Origin of the sequence: Agromyces sp. Leaf222 (assembly GCF_001421565.1) — a bacterium.
In the GTDB taxonomy this organism is placed as follows: Bacteria; Actinomycetota; Actinomycetes; order Actinomycetales; family Microbacteriaceae; genus Agromyces.
This window is the reverse complement of sequence record NZ_LMKQ01000002.1, coordinates 205,285-224,909: the sequence shown is the minus strand read 5'-3', so window position 1 is coordinate 224,909 and position 19,625 is coordinate 205,285. Positions and strand designations below refer to the sequence as shown.

Genomic DNA, 19,625 nt, shown 5'->3' with positions numbered 1-19,625 from the left:
CGGCCGGGCGCGAACCCTACGAAAGAGACATGATCATGGATTGGCAGACGGGCGACGACGCCCTCCAGGAATACGTCAGGGAACGCCAGGCGACGGCGCTGCGCACCTACGAGGTCAATCCCGACCTGCTCGAGGAGCATGTCGGCCAAGAGGACAGCTTCCGTTCGGGCGGCTACGGGCAGCGTCAGATCAGCGAACTGCTCCAGAACGCCGTCGATGCACTGACCGAGTCGGGAACGAGCGGAACCGTGGAGTTCCGTCTCGCCGATGGAAACCTGTACTGCGCGAACCAGGGCATGCCGTTCGGCGAGAAGGGAATCCGGGCGGTATGCGCCGCGTTCCTCAGCCCCAAGCGCGACGAGGACATCATCGGCAGGTTCGGACTCGGGTTCAAGTCCGTGCTCGGGGTGAGCGATCACCCACAGATCTTCAGCCGGTCTGTGAGCTTCGAGTTCAACGCCCCCGCGACCGCGGAACTGTTCGCCGGAATGCACGTGCCCGGCGGCCGACTTCCGCTCATGCGCGTGCCCAGCCTGATCGATGTCGACGGCGCGATCGCGTCCGACCCGAATCTCGCAGAGATGATGACTTGGGCGACGACGGTCATCAAGCTTCCGCTCATGCGTGACGGCGCACGAATCCGAGCAGATCTGCACGCGTTCAGCACCGAGACGCTGCTGTTCATGAAGTCCGTCGCCCAGCTCAACATCACACTGACCGGCAAAGACGGGGTACCGGCCACTCAGACGCATCGTCGTGAAGGTGACCTGGCGTCTGGCGAAGTGGTCTTGCACCGGCCCGACGGCGCTCCAACCACGTGGTTGTTCGCCGAACGACGCTACGAGCCGTCTGAAGCCGTGCTGAAGTCGCTGACCGCGACCATGGCGCGCCGAAGCATGACCGTCTCGTATGCCGTCCCGAAGAGCGGCAGCACCAATCCGCTGGGCCAGCTGTGGGCGTGGTTCCCTCTCAACGACCAGACGACCGCGCGCGGAATCTTCAACGCGCCGTGGCAGGTGAACGACGACCGCACCACTCTCCTCGCCAGCAGTGCACTGAACAGTGAGATGCTCGAAGTCTGCGCCGAACTCTTCATCGACGTCGTGGCGCGAGCCTCAACGGCCGAGGACCCCGCGGCGCATCTCGACCTGTTCCCCGCTCGCGGGCGCGAGATCCGCAGCAACGCCGACCGCCACCTCTCGGAGGCGATCCCCCGGCTCGCCCGCAATCGCGAGCTGATCCCCGACGCCGACGGAGTTCTCCGGGGACGCGGGTACTTCAAGGGTGTGCCGGTCTTGGAGGCACCGATCATCCCTGCGGGCGCGATGAAGGCGTGGCAGACCCTCGTCGAGCGGAGAACGATCCCGCATCACATGGCGTTCGCCCCGGGGCGAGACCGTCCGACCCGGTTGCGCGCCCTTCTCCGGTTGGAAGACGGGGAGAAATCCGCGTCTGAGGTTCCCGTTTCGACGTGGCTCGAAGAACTCGTCGCTGCACGAACGCATCAGACGGTCGGTGCCGCTCTGCACCTCTACATCGGTCTCCGCAATGCCGGATTCCCAGTCGATCTCATCGGACCGAGTCGCCTGGTACCCCTTGCCGACGGCAGCTGGGCAAGGGTCGGCGAGACGAGATCGGTGCTGATGTCGAGGCCGGGCGAGCCGACTCCCGAAGGCGTGCTGCTGGTCGACGATGCTCTTCTCAACGAGAAGATCCGCGAACTCCTGGTGCAGATCGGCTTCGGTGAAGTCTCGGCCGACCTCACCGCGGAGGCCATCGCCACCCGGGCATCAAGGAGTTGGGGCGACGACGACTGGCGGAGACTCTGGCGCACACTGCAGCTGGCGACCCCGGCACGCGCCGCGGAGCTGCTACACGGCATCCGCGAGCGCGGGCTGACCGTCCGCGTCGAGAACCGCGAGGGTCGATGGCGCGACGCACACGAGGTCTTCGCAAGCGAACTCACCATTCCGTCGCTCGAGGCTCGGCATGCGAGCGAATCGCTCGCGAGGCGCAAAGATCTGCTTCAAGCTGCCGGCTGCCTCGCGGAGCCTGATCCGGAGTTTCCGCTTCACGAGGAACCGTTGTATGCGGAGTACCGTGTGCGGATCGCGAACCAGGTCGCAGAGAGCATTGCGGCACAGGGGCGGACGGCCGGCGAAGTCGTCGTGCCCGACATCCGTGGTGCCGGCCCACTCCAGATACTTCGTGAGCTCGCAGACAACGAGCGCGGGCTCGCCGATTGGACGTCGGCGATCCTGAAGTCGATGCCGTCCAAGACGGCGATCATGCGGATCTCGATGATCAAGCCCGTACAAACGATGGAGGCCGACATCCCCTCGCCCGATTGGTGGGCGATACAGCGGTTCGGCTTGTTGCCGACGAGTCAGGGGTTCCAGCGCGTGGAGAATGCTGCATCGAACGCGCTTCGGCCGTACTCGGAATTCATCCCGGTTGTTCAGGCAGACCTCGGCATGTATCTCGTCGACGCAGCCCGTTCCCTCGATCGAGTCAAGGCTGCGGCGCTCGGCGCGTTTCTCGAGCGCTCGGGCTACCAGGTCGCCACGCCAGACCGATTCACCGAAGTCCTCCTTGAAGCATCCAGTCGGCGAGAATTCGCAGCACCTTCGACGATTCCCGCCCTCTCTCGAGGGTCGGTCGCCATTCGGCCCCGCACGGATGTGGTGGTCGCCGCTTCAAGTGAGGACATCGCACTGCTCGACGAGCACGGGGTCGCCTACGTCGACGGCACAGTCGCCGGCGCCGACCAGCTCATGGAACGTTGGGGCCTCCGCACGAGCGAGGAAGCTCTGTCGCGTTCGCTCGAGATCCGCGAGTCGGGGAACGAGTCGTATCTGGTCGATCGCTACCCGACCCTTGCCGAGAAATCCGCAATTCCGCTCGGGAGGCTGAGGCTCCGGACGAGCCCCGGCATCGTTCGGAAGACGACGAGCCCGTCGGGCGAGCTTCAAACCCGCGAACTGAGCGCCCGCATGGACGACATCGTCTACGTGGACGACAGCCTCGCGGATGAGGAGATTCTCGCCGAGGTGTCTCGCAGGCTGGGCCTGAATCTCACGCATCGAGACATCCTGGACGTGCTCCGCGGAGATGAGGCGAAGCGGCAGAGCGAGCTCATCCTGAAGGTTCGCGCTGCCGCGACGGATACTGAACGACTCCACTACCTGTTCGGGCCCGCGATTCTGAGGGACGCGCTTCCGAAGGGCCTCCTCGAAGCCGTCGAGTCGAGGAACGGTCGGCAGTCGGATCTCGAGATCGCCGAACTCTTCTGGCGGGTTCGCGGATTCGACAGCCTCTGGTCTCTGCGGGACAAGCTGGCCGACCTCAACCTGCTCGTGCCACGAGAATGGACCGGATCAGACCAGGCGCAGGCGTTCGTCGTCTCGCTGGGATTCGCGCCCGGGTACGCCGGTACGAAGGCGGTGAACAGGCCGGCACTCCAACAGGTTCAAGGCCGCCTCGACTTGAAGCCCCTCCACGGCTTTCAGGAGATCGTCGCCGAACGCATCCGTTCGCTCACGCTGGAGACCGGCGAGAATGGCGACATCCAGCGCGGCCTGCTGTATCTCCCGACGGGTGCCGGCAAGACACGTGTGACGGTGGAGTCCGTCGTGCGGATGTTCGTGGCGAACGAACTCACGGGGCCGGTGCTGTGGATCGCACAGTCGCAGGAACTGTGCGAACAGGCGATCGCGACCTGGACCGACGCGTGGCGTGCATTCGGCGACGAACGTGTGCTCGACATCAACCGTTACTGGGGAAACTACGAAGTCGACGAGTCGAACGAGGAACTCCAGATCGTGGTTGCGACCGACGACAAGCTCCGCTCGCGGATCGACTCCGACCCGGGCGGCAACGCGTGGCTCGCGGAGGCCTCGCTCGTCATCATCGATGAAGCCCACACGGCAATGAGCCAGACCTATACGAGGATCCTGCGGTGGCTCGGGCTCACGGCGGCGAAGACCGAGCGCCCGCTGCTCGGTCTGACGGCGACGCCCTACCGAGGACGCAACGAAGAGGTGAACCGACTCTTCGTCCAGCGCTTCGGAAAGAACAAGCTCGAGTCACTGGACCCTGACGACCCCATCGGGCAGCTGCGTCGAGAGAAAGTCCTCGCCGAGGTCGACCATCACATTCTCGACGGCATGACCGTGCGTTTCTCGACGTCGGACTGGTCGGACACGTTCAAAGACATCACGAAATCCATGCTCGATCACATCGGGCAGGACATGTCTCGCACGCAGAACGTCGTCGACGACATCCTCTCGCAGCCCGAGGATTGGCCGATCCTCGTGTTCGCGGCATCCGTCTCGTCCGCGCACACGATCGCCGCCCTCCTTCGGCTACAGGGCAAGCGGGCCGAGGCCGTCGATGGCAACATGCGTCCGCAGGAGCGTCGAAGGATCATCGAGGGCTTCCGCGCCGGGGAGACACAGATCCTCGTGAACTGCGATCTGCTGACGCAGGGCTTCGATGCCCCGAAGGTGCGCGCGCTCTACATCGCGCGCCCGACGTTCAGCCCCAACCGCTACCACCAGATGATCGGTCGTGGTCTGCGAGGCCCAGAGAACGGCGGCAAGGAGCGGTGCCTCATCGTCAACGTCGCCGATACATTCGAAGAGTTCGGTGAAGAACTCGCATTCACCGAGTTCAACTACCTCTGGGAGACGCGATGACCCCGACCGACGCAGCAACGGCCGATGACCCGGGGGCTGCACCCGATGGACGCGACCTCATCGTCGAACAGCTCAGGCGCGCCTGGCTCGGCCCTCGGGGTGGTGACGACGAACTGCTGCAGCGCAACCCCGTGTACGCCTATCTCGTGGGGGCGCTCTACCCCGTCGAATCCGGTGAGGTGAAGGCGCAACCCGTCATTTTGGACGAGGAGCTCGATCCGGACTCCGAGATGCCCGAGGACGAGGTCGGCCCCGATGCCCTCGAAGATGGAGACGCGACGACCGAGGACGCCGACGAGGACCCTGGCCTGAACCTCGCCGGGGCGTTCGGCTGGGCGCCGCAGTCGATGGGTATGTCGTTCATTCATGACGGAGCGATCACGGTCACGATCGATGCCGGCGTCTACGCCCCTGAAAACGAGTCATCGCCAGCACGTTCAACCGGTCAGCCCGGGAGCGAGGGCTCGACTGAAAACCTCGATGCGGACCGGAACGAGGCCGCTGATGGGCCCCAGCACCGCCGCGAACTGTGGCGTCGCCGACCGCTTTCCGACTCGTTCGAGATTCCTCCAACGGACGTCGGCAAGCTGCCGGCGTTCGACGGCCGCTCGACCGTCGCCTGGCGCTCGCGCGTCGTCGGTGGTCTGCGCCTCACCACCGTCGCCATCTCGAACGCGGCAACCGCCGATCCGGGCAAGGCGAAGTCGTCTCCTGAAGACTGCCTATTCCAGGTGCGCCTTCAGGTCGACGTCACGGACGGTGAGCTCCACCCGTACCCCACGGGCAACCCCGTGAACGCCTCCGACGAAGACCTCGAGCTCGAACTCCGCTACCGCGACAAGTCGACGTATGCGATCGGTCACGGCGTCGCCGTCGACTGGCAGCTCGGTGCCGGGCCGACGACGGCGTGGACCGATTGCATTCCGACCGAAACCGTTCCGGCCGTTCGTGCTCGCGTCAGTTCGGATTCAGCGCTCGAACTGAAATGGCTCGCGGAGGAATCGCGAAGCGCGTCCGAGTTGGCGTCCGGCCTTCGCGGATTCCTTGCAGGCTACGGGGAGTGGATCGTCGAGCAGCGTGCGAGCGCTGATGCGGCGCCGGCGCGCTTCGTCAAGACCGCCGGTGCGATCGTCTCTCGGGCTCAAGAGGCGCTCGATCGGATGTCGGCCGGCATCGACCTTCTCGAGACCGGCGGCAACACACTCACCGCTTTCCGTTTGGCGAACGCTGCGATGCGTGAACAGATGCTCCAGCAAGGACTCGTTCGCAGTGCACCCGGCCGAATCGGTGTTCCGTTGGCGAACGTTGGCGACGACGCGACAGAACCGCGCTGGCATCCATTCCAGCTCGGCTTCATCCTGCTCGCGCTGGAGTCGACGATCGACCCGTCGCATGAGGACCGGGAACTCGTCGACCTCATCTGGTTCCCGACCGGTGGCGGTAAGACGGAGGCCTACCTCGGCCTCGCCGCGATCGAGATGATCCGCCGCAGGCTGGATCACGGCGTCAGTGGCGGCGGCACCGCCGTGATCACTCGCTACACGATGCGGCTCTTGACTGCGCAGCAATTCCAACGCGCCGCCACACTCATCTGCGCGCTCGAACTCATGCGCAAGCGTGATGCGCGCATGGCGGGGAGCCCGCCGTTCTCGATCGGGCTCTGGCTGGGCAACACCACCACGCCAGGGTCGTACGAACAAGCCGCCGACATCATGAATCGCATCTACAAGGAGCGGTCGCCCGGCAACCCGTTCCAGATCCGACAGTGCTCGTGGTGCGGCACGGATCTGATGCCGACTCGTCAGTCCACGCACAAAGAGCTGTACGGGATCCGAGCCACCAAGTACTCCTTCGACGTCTACTGCCCGCACAAGGACTGCCCATTCCATTCCAAACTGCCGGTGCAGGTCGTCGACCAGGGCATCTTCGACGAGCCGCCGACAATGCTCGTCGCCACGGTGGACAAGTTCGCGCGGCTCGCATGGATCGAACACGGCCAATCGCTCTTCGGGTTGGGCGGCTCCCCGTTCGACCCACCCTCCCTGGTGATCCAGGACGAGCTCCACCTCATCGCCGGCCCGCTGGGCACCATCGTCGGCGTCTACGAGGCGGCCATCCGTGGTCTCATCGCCTGGACGGGTAAGCCGGCGAAGGTCGTCGCCTCGACCGCCACGACTCGCGCCGCGGGTGATCAGATCCGTGAGCTGATGGCATCAAAGGTCGCCGTCTTCCCGCCGAGCGGAATGAACGCCGACGACAACTACTTCTCCGAGCCGGATCCGACGCGCCCGGGGCGAATGTACGTCGGCATCATGCCCCAGGCGCACACGCCATCGTGGGCCATCGGCCAGCTGTCGTCCGAGCTGCTCCAAGCCCCGCTCGAAGTCGGGCTGACCGATGCCGAGCTCGACGCCTACTGGACGCTCGTCGTCTACCACAACAGCCTTCGCGAGCTCGGCCGCACGATGACGATCCTTCGCGACGATGTGCGAAGCGTGCTCGAGCGGTGGAAGTCGCAGAATCCGCAGAAGGACATCCGCGAGCTCAGGCGCGACGGAATCGACGAGCTCAACGGCAACGTCTCATCGGACGATCTGCTCAAGATCCTCGATCTGCTCTCGAAAGGCCCCGAGCAGAACGATGCGCTCGACGCGCTCGCGACGACGAACATCATGTCCGTCGGGATCGACGTGAGTCGCCTCGGGCTCATGCTCGTCAACGGGCACCCGAAGTCGACGTCCGAGTACATTCAGGCCACCAGCCGCGTAGGCCGTGGAAAGGTTCCCGGACTCGTGGTGACCATGTTCCGTTCCGGCAAGCCGAGAGACCGATCGGTGTTCGAGTCCTTCACCGCATTCCACCGCGCGTACTACCGATTCGTCGAGCCCGGCACCGTCACCCCATGGTCGCTGCAGGCCCGACGCCGGGCTCTCAGGTCTGCGCTCGTCATCCTCATGCGGCACGGAGGCGGGCTCGCCGCGAACGATCGGGCGTCACGATTCGAGGCGGACTCTGCGTCCACCACGAAGGCCGTGCGCCTTCTTTCCGATCATGTCGGTGTCGCAGACCAGCGTGAGGCCGCCGTGGTCCGCGATGAATTGGACAAGGCCGTCGTCGACTGGGAGAACCGGATCGAAGCCGTCTCTCTCAACGGGAACATTCTGAAATTTCAATCGAGAACCCCCGAGGAGCGTTTGTTGAAGCAGTTCACGGACCCGGGAGCCGGTTGGGCGACCATGAACTCGATGAGATCCGTCGATCGAGTTGTACGGGTCCGGGCGGACGGTGAGCGCTGATGGCCGCACAGAAGCCTGTCATTCGTTCCATCCGTCTCTCCGAAACCGTCTCGCCGTTCGGGCCGGGTGCGCTGGTCGACATCCTCGGCGAGTCGTTCATGGCCGTGACGGGCGACGAATGGCCCCCCACATCCATTCGCACCGCAGTGCCGTGCGACCGCCTGGCGGAGAAGCTCGGTGTCGACGAGTTCTGGGCCGCTCCGAGTTCGGGAACACCTGACGCTCCGAAGACGCCCGGCCTCGAATTCGCACGATTCCCCGCCTGGCTGTTCTGCCAGGAATGCCGCCGCATGACGCAGTGGCGACGATCCCTGGAGAAGGGCGCGGCACCGACCTGTCCGGAGTGCGAAGGGCGCATGGTGCCGATGCGATTCGTCGTCGTCTGCACGACGAAGAGTCACGCTGATGACGTGCCATGGGTCGAATGGGTTCACCGCCCGAGCGAAGGCGGGTGCCGAATCCGCGATCGACTTCGATTCAAATCGGCAAAGGGTGCCGGCGAGGGCCTGAGCTCACTCGAAGTCTCGTGTGAGGCGTGCAAGTCGAGCCGATCGCTCGGCGATCTTCGCGGCGACATCCTGAGCCGCGAGGGCCTCCTCTGCCGCGGTCGCCAACCGTGGCAATTCGAGGGTTCCGGATGCGGCGGCAAGGTCGAGGTTCTACAGCGAGGCGCGACGAGCCTGCACTTCGGCGACTCGGTCTCAGCGATCGACATCCCAGAAGTCGAGGGTCGTGCCGCGGAGCTCGAAGAGCAGATTCGCAACCATCCGTATTACGGAGCTCTCAAGACGAATCCGAGCGGGCCTCTCCTCGACTTGCTCGTCGGTGAACTGTCGACGGCGTTGGGCGTAAGCCCAGACGCCGTGCGGGCCGCTGTCGCTTCGCTATCCGGAGTGGCGCCGCCGTTGGCGCAAGCGAAGAGCTCTCTGTTGGCCGAGGAGTACGAGGCCTTCGTGGCCGCGGCGAAGGGGGCCGCACCCGCGCAGGATTTCGTCACGCGCACGTCTGCGATCGCGACCGGTGCGGGCAACGTCGCCGACCTCATCGGATCTCTCCTGCCCGAAGTCGTGATCGTCGATCGTCTGCGTGAAGTGCGAGCCTCGACCGGATTCAGGCGGTACACGCCCGAGGCCGATCCTGTGCCCTCCGTGCCTCCGAAGCCCTACGAGAAGAAGTGGTTCCCTGCAGTCGAGGGATACGGCGAAGGGATTTTCATCCGGTTCGACGGCGCACACGTCGACGGCTGGGCGGCAGACGCATACGTGAACGCCCGCACAGCCCAGATCGCCACCCATCAGGAAGGCTCCGTGCTGGGATCTCGGCTCCATGAAGCCTCGGCGCAGTACATGCTGCTCCACTCGTTCGCACACGCGCTGATGCGCGAACTGGCGTTCCGGAGCGGATACTCCGCGCCATCACTGCGGGAGCGGATCTACTGCGAGGCCGCAGGCGACTATGCAGTATTCATTTACACGACGTCGACCGATGTCGAGGGCACCCTCGGAGGGCTCGCACGCCAAGGCGAGCAGCCGTACCTCGCGCAGGCCATCGTTCGAGCCTTGGAGCAGGTGGCCTGGTGCGCGAACGACCCGGTGTGCTCCGAGACCGAGGCTCAGAGCATCGACGGACTGAACCTGGCCGCGTGTCATGCCTGCATGCTCGCCCCGGAGACCTCGTGCGAGAGCTTCAATCTCCTCCTCGACCGGGCTCTTCTGGTCGGCACGGATCGTGCGCCCGGCTACTTCTCGAGCATCATCGCTGCGGTCACTGAGGCGATGATCGAACAGGGCTGATCGCACCCGACTCAGCGGTCACGCGATTCAGCTCGGCCACGATTTCAGCCACGACCTCGTCGGTTGGTCGGTGCTCCCAGAATCGGAGCACCGACCATCCCGCCTCGGTCAAGAGCCTGGTGGTCTCCGCGTCACGGTCGACGTTCACTGCGACCTTGTGCGCCCAATACGCGGCGTTCGCCTTGGGGACTGTGTAATGGGTCGGACAACCGTGCCAGAAACATCCATCGAGGAAGACGGCGACCTTCTTCCGAGTGAAGACGATGTCCGCCGTTCTGCGCAGCGTCGCCACAGGTCGGTGGTTCACCCGGTACCGGTAGCCGAGCCTGAACAGGTCTTTGCGGACGCCGAGTTCCAATGAGGTGTCACGCCCTTTGTTCGACTGCATCGACCGCCGAACGCCAGGCGTGCTCGCCCAAGAACTCTGGTCTGCGTCCACGTGAGTACGCTACGCCGCCGTGATCCGCCGGCGAGCCGGCCGCTCGTGGTCGGTCGCTGCGGATACCATCGAATCCATGCCTCCCCGCCCCATTCGCGTCCTCGACCTCTTCGCCGGCGCGGGTGGCTTCACGCAGGGATTCCATGAGGCCGACCCCAGATTTGTCACGGTTCAGGCCGTCGAGATGGACGTCGCCGCAGCCGCGACATTTTCGCTCAACTTCTCGGATGCCGCGGTGTTCGCCGGCCCGATCCAGGATTGGCTTGCCGCGGGCGAACTCCCGACTGAGATCGACGTCATCATCGGCGGGCCCCCGTGCCAAGGCTTCTCGACGTTGGGCAAACAAGACGTCGACGATGAACGCAACTTCCTTTGGGAGCAGTACGCCGAGACGATTCGCCGAGTGCGTCCGAAGATCTTCGTCGTCGAGAACGTCGCCGCGTTCGCGAAATCACCGCAGTTTCGCCAGTTCCAGACCACGCTCGCCGAAGACCCCGAATTCGCCGAATACACGACTGAACATCGCATTCTCAATTCAGCGGATTACGGAGCACCGCAAGCAAGGAAGCGGGCGGTGATGATCGGGCATCGTCGTGACATCGTGGCGCCCGCGTGGCCTGACGCGAGCCATATCGGTCGTCCCCTCACGGTGGCTGATGCGTTCGACGGCGTTCCGCACGAGGCCAAGGCATTCGATGCGCTCGATGAACGGTCCATCTATTTCGCCGGCGTGAAGCTCAACGGTCCGTTTGCAGGGCAGGAGCTTCATGTGGGGCGAAAGTACACGCCCCTCTCCCTAAATCGCTTTGCCGCCATACCCGAGGGCGGAAACCGCTTCGATCTGCCCGACACGTTGAAGGCGCCCTGCTGGTTGTCGCATCGCAGCGGGTCTGGGGATGTCATGGGCCGGCTTCATTGGACCAAGCCATCCGTGACGATCCGAACCGAGTTCTTCAAGCCGGAGAAGGGTCGATACCTCCACCCGGTGGCCGACCGCGCGATCACCCATCATGAAGCGGCCCGGCTCCAGGGCTTTCCCGACGACTTCAAGTTCGTCGGCTCGCGCACGGCGATCGCGCGGCAGATCGGGAACGCCGTGCCAGTGCCCCTCGGTCGTGCGATCGCGGATTCAATCGCAGCAGCCCTCAGCAGGGAAGAGATCACGGAACTCTCGTCGACCTCCTGATGACGGATGTCTCGTAGCCCTCACTGCGTGGCGTTGTACAAGTACGCGAGGGCCGTGACCATATTCCTCAAGTCGTCGACGAGCGCCGTGTCATCCGGAACTCGATCCGCAGAGTACTCGAACGCCGCGACGACGCTCTTCTCGTAGGGGCCGGCCACCTTCGACTTCGGTGCGCGAAGAGAGATTTGAGTGAGGAGCCGGGCGTCATGTCGCATCCATCCGCCGAGTTCGGCTCTCGCCCAGTCGACCGCTTCACGAATCGACTGCTCATCTTGTGGAATGAGCGCGTCGCCGACTGCGTGAGTCGACGCATGCATCAATGCGAGAACGACACCTGACCCGTCACCCGCAAAGAGATAGACGACGTACCATCCGTCGGTTGCCGATTCGCTTTCGCGAGGCGAATAGAAGCGAACCCACGGGACTTGGCTCTTCCTCCCGATGCCGTCTTTTCCCTGGACCTCCAAAGGAAAGGGCGCCCATCCGCCGCGCGCAACAGACGCCGCCCCGTTGTGCCGGAACCATTCGGGGACGACATCCCTGATCAGAATCCCTCGCTGCTGCATTGCCTCAGTGGTCTTGTCGCTCCACTGATGCTGCAGCCCAAGAATCTCGATGAAGTGATCGCGGATCAATGAATGGCCCCTTTGCGTCGCGAAGGCAGATGCGACTCACCTTGCCGGCACCGGGCACGCCGCGGGCGTCAATACGGGGTATCCCACCCGAAGTGGGGTCGACCGATAGGACTATCCCAGTGGACGCAGCCGCCCAGACAAGCTGACCTCCGCCAGTTCTAACGCGGCCCAGGCCTAAAGCAATGCGCTCAATGGCGTCGAAGGCTGAGCACCGAGATGCTCAGGGGAGCAGTACTCGAGCTTGAGCTCCATTCCAGAATCGTCGACAAGCCTCAACGTGATCTCAGCATCCGCTCGATGCCACGTCGTGATGAACTCGACGTCGCCCGACTCAAGGGCCCAGCCGAGTTGCTCGGGATCGCCCTTGTGGAAGTCGTCGTTCCATCTGCGCTTGTCTTTGGCCGGTTGGCCGTACTGCTCGATGAGCGTCCTCAGGAGTTTCTTTCGCGTCTTGAGCGCCTTGTCGCCGTCGTCAAAATCAGCGTTCACCGTATATTCGCCTCGCGTCAGGCGATCCGAACGGAAGAAGTAGACGACGAACACCTCTTCTGAGCCCAGTCGACCATCGAACATGGCCAAGTCTTCGTGACTCTCGTAGGGTTCCCGACCTTCAAATGCGATCACGTCTGCTCGGCTCGAACCCCATGGCACTGATCGGAACCCAACGCGCGTCGCTGCAGGAATCTCGCTCCAGGTCCCATCGTCGTGAAGTTCGAACCTTCGCCCGTCAACCGATGTCGAAAGAATCATGACTTGCTTGCCTCTCAACGGCCGTCGCTCGTGATCGTTCGCCCCCCGACCTATCTTCAGGCCAATCGTCACTGGCGGGCGCGACCGCACTACCCCATTTCGTGGGTCAGGGGTGTTCACATTCCCGTCATGCACGCGCAACGAACCGGCACATGAGCCAAGCGAGGCGGAGCCGCCACTGAACATGACGGCAGGGTTGCCTAGACTCGTCCTCACTGCCCACCTACAGTCGATTCCGTCAGACCCGCGACATCCGGAGGCCACATGGACGAGGTCGACTTCCATTCCGAGGTCGGCGATGCACTCGCGTTGCTGATCGACGGGCTCTCACCGTTCGTCGAGCGCGGGTTCGCGACGAAACTCCCACCGGGCGTCGAATGGACGTTGCTCCTCGAACGCAAGGACAAGCTCGCCGGTCGGCGCGGTGGCGTCTACTCCAAGCGCGACCTCTCACTGCTGCTGCGGGCGCTCACTGAACGGCTGGGCGACCTCGGCTATCCGTTCGACCGTGACCTTCCGCGACAGGGACAGAACTACGCGAGCGAGCTCCGCGAAGTCCGAAATCTCTGGGCGCACAATGGCGAGTTCTCGGCCCAGACGGCCTTCCGGGCGATGGACTCCGCCGGACTACTCCTCGAGATGATCGGCGCCCCGGAACAGGCGAGCCAGATCGCAGTGCTGAAAACCGCGCTGCTGCCCCCTCGTGCAGCGGGCGAGGCGGCACCCCCGACATCGGGCGAACCGGTGAACGATGCCATCGATGAGGAGACGACCGAGCGCATCGTGGTTCGCCGCGAACCGAGCCCACTGCCCCGTCCGGCACCGACGGTCGCGGCATCTGCCGGAATCAGCATCAAGTCCGTCAGCCATCTGAGCTACGCGATGGCGCACTGCCGGATCCCGGTCATCGACGAGATCGCCATCGAGAATCGGGGCGGCGAGCGGCGCGGCGCCTCCCTCGAGATCGACGTGGTGAGCGCCGAAGGCTCACTCGGCGGACCGAAGGTGCTCATCGTCGACCTCGGCGAAGGCCAGACCACCACCCTCAGAAGTGTCGACCTCGTCCTCGACCCCGCCCACATGCTCGCTGTCGACGAGCAACGACCGGGCCTCATCCGAGCAACCCTCCGCGACGCTGCAGGCGAGCTGATCGTCGAGACATCCGTCGACGTGCAGATCCTCGCGTCGAACCAGTGGATCGCGACCCCGCTGCACCTCGGTCTCGAACTGTTGGCAGCGCACGTGCAGCCCAACGCGGCTGCGATCGCCCCATTGCTCGTCGAAGCGTCCGATCGGCTGAAGAGCGCCACCGGCAAGTCCGCCCTCGACGGCTACCAGTCCGAGAACCCCGAACGCGTCGACGCGATCGTCACCGCCGTCTACGACGCGATGCGCGCCCGCGACATCCGCTACGCGGAACCGCCGGCGAGCTGGGACTCGATCGGTCAGAAGGTGCGCACCCCCGGCGAGGTGCTCGAGGGCCGGCTCGGGACCTGCCTCGACACGACGGTGACGCTCGCGGCCGTGCTCGAACAGGCCGGCATCAACACGACCCTGTGGTTGCTCGAGGGACACATCTTCCTCGGCTACTGGCGCACCGACAACTCGCTCGGGGCGGTCGCCTCGACCGATGTGATGGACGTCATCAACCTCGTCGACCTCGGCCATCTCGCCCTCGTCGAGACGACGATGTTGACCGGCGGTGACGAGTCCCGGCCGTTCGGCGACGCCAACCGCGCACCGCGCACGAGCCATCTCGCCGACGGCGTCGACCGCGTGCAGGGGGTCACCGATGTGCGCCAGGCGCGCCTCTCCGGCATCTACCCGCTGCCCAGTCGGTCGCGCGGCGTCGACGGCGAGACGATCGTCACGGTCTACGAACCGGGGTCTTCGCCCATCATCGCCCCGTACTACGGAGCACCGGCGGCCGGCGGCACAGCACCAGAGCCGGCGGCAGTGCCCCGGCGCGTGCAGCAGTGGAAGAACGCCCTGCTCGACCTCAGCCTCCGCAACAAGCTGATCAACTACACCGATCGATCCGGCTACCGCCTCGAGGTGCCGCCTCCGGTCGTCTCCCAGCTCGAAGACGCGGTCAACGCCGGCACGTCCGTCACGTTGCTCGCCTCGGATCGAGTGCAATCGGTCGACGAGGTTCGCGGCATCCGCTTCGGCAGGGACCTGCCCGAGCAGACGCGAGAGCTGCTGCTCGCCCAGAAGCGCAGCGCGTACATCGACATCACGAGCGGCGCCTACACGTCGAAGCTGCGCTATCTCGCATACAAGGCGAAGACGATCGCCGAAGAGACCGGCGCGAACAACCTCTACCTGGCATTCGGCATGCTCCACTGGCGGGTCAACGACCGCGATCTGCGCTCGCCGCTCGTGCTGGTGCCGGTGAGCCTCACCACCGCGAGCCGGGGCGAGGTCTATCGCCTCACACTCGACGAGTCGGGCGCATCGACACCGAACTACTGCCTGCTCGAGAAGCTTCGTGTGAGCTTCGGCCTCGACATCCCCGGGCTGCAGAACCCCGTCGAAGACGAATCCGGCATCGACCTCGGCGCAGCGTTCCGCGCCGTACGAGAAGCGATCGCCGGGGCCGGGCTTCCGTTCCGCGTCGAGGAATCGGTCGACCTGGCGATCCTGCAGTTCGCGAAGTTCCGTCTCTGGAAGGACCTCGACGAGCACTGGGGGACGCTCGCCGAAAATGCGCTCGTCTCACATCTCATCCACACCCCGCTCGACGCCTTCCAAGATCCGAATCCGGATGCCGCGACCGTCGATCTCGACGAGCTCGGGGCCGTCGTGCCGGTACCCGCCGATGCCTCACAACTCGAGGCGGTCGCCGAAGCCGTCGGCGGGCGCACGTTCGTGCTCGAAGGCCCACCCGGCACGGGCAAGTCCCAGACCATCACCAACCTGCTCGCGCGATCGCTCGCAGCCGGCCGCAGAGTGCTGTTCGTCGCCGAGAAGCGCGCCGCGCTCGACGTGGTGAAGAAGCGCCTCGAGTCAGTCGGCCTCGGCGACTTCTCCCTCGACCTCCACGACAAGTCGGCGCGGCCGGCGGCCGTCCGCGCGCAGATCAAGCGCGCGCTCGACCTCGTGGTCCGAACCGATGCCGCGGCTCTCCAGGCGAATTCGGAGGCGGCCGAAGCCAGCCGGCGATCGCTCGCCCGCTACGCGACGCGGCTCCATGAAGCCAACTCCGCGGGAATGTCGCTGTACTCGGCGCGGACGAACCAGCTTGCGGCTGATCCCGAGATCGAGGCACTCGAAGTCTCGACAGGTCTCGTCGCCTCGGCCGATGAGGCCGCGTTCGCCGAAGTCCGCGACGTGCTGCGGCGGCTCCCCGAGACCGCTGACCTGGCGCGACCGGCGCCGACGCACCCATGGGCGTTCATCGACGAGCGCCCGCCTGCACGCATCGATGCACGGGCAGTGCACGCCGCAGCCCGCGCTTTCGACGCCGCGCTCGATTCAGCGCAGCAGGCCGGGTTCGCGATCGCCGACCTCGGTCGAGTCGACTCACCCGACCTCCTCGACGGCTGGGCACAACTTGCACGTGCGCCGAGGCACCCGGTGGCGACGCTCGATGCGCTCCAGTCGCCGGCGTGGCAGACCTACCTCGACGAGCTCCAACGTCGAATCACCGGCTTCGCCCGCCCAACGTGGACCGCCGAGGTGCGGCCGACGGTGCTCGGCCGCGATGTCGACGCGATCCACGCCGAAGCCCTCGCCGCCGATGCCTCGAGTTTCTTCGGGCGCAGGAAGCGTCGCCGTGCGGTGCTCGCCCGGTTCGCCGACGAGCTCGTCGGCGAACCGGCATCGGTCAAGCTGAAGACGCTCTCCGACCTCACCGGTCGGATCGCGGCGACGAACGCAGAGCTCGGAGAGCTCCGCGGCATGATCGCGAAGGTGCCCGTCCCGCTGATCGACAGCACGTGGAACGTGCTGCTCCCGGCCGACGTCGACGCATTCACGCTACGCCTCGGGTGGGTGCGCTTCGCCGCACGCTCACTCGATGGACCGTCGAACCCGCACGTCGCGCAGCTGCGGCAGTACTTCTCGTCCACCGCGGCCGGTGCCGGTGAAGCCGAGCTCTCCGCGCTTGGAATCACCTGGCGACAGCTGCTCGCGGCCGCAGCCGTCACCCCGGCCGATGCAGCGACGTGGGCGGGCGAACTCGACTTCCTCACGCGCTGGCAGGCGACGCGGGCCGCACGGAATCTCACGACGGGTGAGCCCGTCACGCTCGTGCGATGGCTCGAACTCGTGCGACATGTCGAGCCGCTGCGTCGCCATGGTCTGGACTCGGCACGTGGCGCGATCCTCAACGGAAGGGTGCCGGCTGAGGATGCCGCACTCGCCTTCGACAAGGGCGTCGCGCTCGCCTCGATCGCAGAGCGCGAGGATGCGACGGCGCTCAACGCGTTCGACATCGCGGCCCACAACAAGACCATCCAACGATTCACGAACGCGACGCACGCTGTCCGGGCGGAACTGCCGAGGGCGATCCCCGTCGAGCTGTTGGCGGGACGAACTTTCGCAGCCACGTCGACCAGCGGGCAGATCGGCGGCCTCAGGCGCCAGCTCGACCGGCAACGCGGAGGGTTGAGCGTCCGCGCAATGCTCGAACAGTACGGCGACATCATCACCCAGGTCATGCCGTGTACCCTGATGAGCCCTGAATCGGTCGCACGATTCATCCCGGCCCGCTCTGACCTGTTCGACATCGTCGTGTTCGACGAGGCATCCCAGATCCGAGTCGCCGACGCCGTCGGGGCAATGGGTCGCGGAACGTCGGTCGTGGTCGTCGGAGACAGCAAACAGATGCCGCCGACGAGCTTCGCGGATGCCGGCGCCAACCTCGACGAGGACACCGAGTACACGCCGGAGACCGTCGTCGACGAGGAGTCCATCCTCACCGAGTGTGTGCAAGCGCAGGTGCCGAGCAAGTGGCTCTCGTGGCATTACCGCAGTCAAGACGAGTCGCTCATCGCGTTCAGCAACCACCACTACTACGAGAACCGGTTGTCTTCCTTTCCAGCCCCGATCGGTTCCCACGCGCGCGACACCGTCGACGGACACGGAATTTCGCTCGTCCGCGTCAATGGTCACTTCGAACGCACAGGAAAGGGCAAGTCGCTCCGCACCAATCGGGTCGAGGCTGAAGCGATCGTCGAAGACGTCAGACGGCGGTTCTGGGCCTCGCCTGACGTCACGCCGTCCCTCGGAGTGATCACGTTCAACGCACCGCAGCGCGACCTCGTCGAGAACCTGCTGCGCGACAGCGACGACGACCGGATCCGACAGGCGCTCGACGAACCAGATGGGCTGTTCGTCAAGAACCTCGAGAACGTGCAGGGCGATGAGCGGGACTGCATCCTCTTCTCGGTGGCCTTCAGCGTCAACGCCAACGGCGTTCTTCCGCTCAACTTCGGACCGCTTTCACGCGCCGGTGGAGAGCGCCGACTCAACGTCGCCGTCACGCGTGCGCGGCGCCAGGTCGTGCTGTACGCGAGCTTCGATCCCGAGATCCTGCGCGCCGAACAGACCAGCTCGATCGGCATCAAGCACCTCAAGGCGTACCTCGAGATGGCTTCACGCGGCGTCGAAGCGGTCAGCGACGACGGTCGGCGACAGGCGTACATCGATCGGCACCGTGACGAGATCGCGGACGAACTGCGGCTCGCGGGCTTCGCGATCAAGACGGATGTCGGCCTGTCGGACTTCCGTGTCGACATCAGCATCGCCGAAGCCGACGAACCCGACGTACCGCTCGTCGCGGTGCTCCTCGATGGGCCCGTCTGGCGAGCACGACAGACCGTCGCCGACCGCGACGGACTGCCGGTCGACGTACTCAAGGGCCTCATGCGGTGGCCTGGGGTGGAGCGCGTCTGGCTGCCGGAGTGGCTGCACCATCGCGAGGAAACGCTGAGCCGCCTGAGCTCAGCCGTCACCGATGCACGGATGCGCGGAAGTCGCGACGTGACGGACATTCCGTCGGCTCCTCCGGATGCTGCGTTCGAAAGCACCTCGGTCGAGCTCGAGGTCGAATCGGTGGTCGGCGACGCCAATTCCGCACTGCTCGAGGTTTCGGATGCCTCGTCGGCATCGACCGCGACCCCGCCGATGCTGATCGACCCCCGCGCGATCCGAATCGGGTCCGCGACCGGCGCTCCTGTTCTCCCGTTGAACTCGTCGCCCAACCATCCGAATTTCGAGGAGTTCATCGAGTGGCAGCCCGGCCGACGCGGCTCACTCGCCGACCTCGATGCGCTCCCGCACCGATCGGCGCACGCCAAGATCGAGGCGGCGATCCGCGATGCGATCGCGACAGAGGGCCCGATGTCCGCTTCGCGGCTGAGCAAGCTCGTTGCGGGCTCATTCGGCCTGAACCGCGTCGCTCGTGATCGGATCACGGCGATCCGGCGAGTCGTTCCCGATGAGTTCCGCCGTCGTGACGGCGAGTCGACGTTCTACTGGCCGGCCGCGATGGACGTCGGCACCTGGCTGCAAGTTCGGCTCCCCGAGTCCGGTTCAAGTCGGGCGATCGATGAGGTGCCACTCGTCGAGATCGCCAACGCGATGCGGATCGCATCGGCTGCAGCGGGCGGCATGAACCCCGACGAGGTGAAGCGCGAAGCGCTCGGCATGTTCGGCGGCAAGCGGATGACGGCCTCAGTCGAGGCCCGGCTCGATGACGGTCTCGCATACGCACTCGAGACTGGGCGGCTCGTGCGTGCCGCGAGTGGAGTCCTGCTCGACGGGCTGCGGTAAATGCCTCGTGCGTTCTTCGGCGAACACCGGCCTGACCCCGATTCTGGGG

At 65.3% G+C, this 19,625-nt stretch carries 8 protein-coding genes; 5 read left to right on the top strand and 3 right to left on the bottom strand.

From position 1 onward, the window contains the following. The first annotated feature begins 35 nt into the window (after positions 1-35). The 3 genes from ASE68_RS15980 to drmB are packed head-to-tail and all read left to right on the top strand — an operon-like array spanning position 36 to position 9,786. Positions 36-4,697, top strand: coding sequence for a DEAD/DEAH box helicase (locus tag ASE68_RS15980; protein ID WP_157421725.1), 4,662 nt, complete (start codon positions 36-38; stop codon positions 4,695-4,697). Continuing rightward, positions 4,694-7,993 (top strand): helicase-related protein, encoded by a 3,300-nt coding sequence (locus tag ASE68_RS15975; protein ID WP_082462421.1) that lies wholly within the window; start codon positions 4,694-4,696, stop codon positions 7,991-7,993. The genes ASE68_RS15980 and ASE68_RS15975 overlap by 4 nt, the downstream gene beginning before the upstream one ends. Beyond that, complete coding sequence (drmB, locus tag ASE68_RS15970) at positions 7,993-9,786, top strand: DUF1998 domain-containing protein (RefSeq protein ID WP_055861956.1); 1,794 nt, start codon at positions 7,993-7,995, stop codon at positions 9,784-9,786. The genes ASE68_RS15975 and drmB overlap by 1 nt, the downstream gene beginning before the upstream one ends. Here drmB and ASE68_RS19960 read toward each other — a convergent pair. Further along, on the bottom strand, positions 9,758-10,225 hold the full coding sequence (locus tag ASE68_RS19960) for a very short patch repair endonuclease (protein ID WP_235481042.1): 468 nt from the start codon (positions 10,223-10,225) through the stop codon (positions 9,758-9,760). The two genes, drmB and ASE68_RS19960, sit on opposite strands and share 29 nt — an antisense overlap. 76 nt (positions 10,226-10,301) lie before the next feature. Between ASE68_RS19960 and ASE68_RS15965 the strand changes: the two genes are divergently transcribed. Continuing rightward, positions 10,302-11,411 (top strand): DNA cytosine methyltransferase, encoded by a 1,110-nt coding sequence (locus ASE68_RS15965; protein ID WP_055861953.1) that lies wholly within the window; start codon positions 10,302-10,304, stop codon positions 11,409-11,411. Between the two features lie 20 nt (positions 11,412-11,431). Here the strand turns inward: ASE68_RS15965 and ASE68_RS15960 are convergent, their stop codons facing one another. Both ASE68_RS15960 and ASE68_RS15955 read right to left on the bottom strand, forming a co-directional pair. Continuing rightward, positions 11,432-12,046, bottom strand: a complete 615-nt coding sequence (locus ASE68_RS15960) for an MrcB family domain-containing protein (protein ID WP_055861950.1) — start codon at positions 12,044-12,046, stop codon at positions 11,432-11,434. A gap of 174 nt (positions 12,047-12,220) precedes the next feature. After that, a complete protein-coding gene (locus tag ASE68_RS15955) occupies positions 12,221-12,670 on the bottom strand; it encodes a hypothetical protein (protein WP_055861946.1) in 450 nt (149 codons plus the stop codon). Positions 12,671-13,060: 390 nt separating this feature from the next. On the opposite strand from ASE68_RS15955, the gene ASE68_RS15950 reads away from it, so the two are divergent. Next, the gene (locus ASE68_RS15950) at positions 13,061-19,576 is read left to right on the top strand and encodes a DUF4011 domain-containing protein (RefSeq protein ID WP_055861943.1); all 6,516 of its coding nucleotides are present in this window, start codon (positions 13,061-13,063) and stop codon (positions 19,574-19,576) included. Positions 19,577-19,625 lie beyond the last annotated feature (49 nt).

What these genes read in the sequence shown, in the direction of transcription:
- ASE68_RS15950 (WP_055861943.1), top strand. Translation starts at nt 13,061, where the DNA reads ATGGACGAGGTCGACTTCCATTCCGAGGTCGGCGATGCACTCGCGTTG.
- drmB (WP_055861956.1), top strand. Translation starts at nt 7,993, where the DNA reads ATGGCCGCACAGAAGCCTGTCATTCGTTCCATCCGTCTCTCCGAAACC.
- ASE68_RS15975 (WP_082462421.1), top strand. Translation starts at nt 4,694, where the DNA reads ATGACCCCGACCGACGCAGCAACGGCCGATGACCCGGGGGCTGCACCC.
- ASE68_RS15965 (WP_055861953.1), top strand. Translation starts at nt 10,302, where the DNA reads ATGCCTCCCCGCCCCATTCGCGTCCTCGACCTCTTCGCCGGCGCGGGT.
- ASE68_RS15980 (WP_157421725.1), top strand. Translation starts at nt 36, where the DNA reads ATGGATTGGCAGACGGGCGACGACGCCCTCCAGGAATACGTCAGGGAA.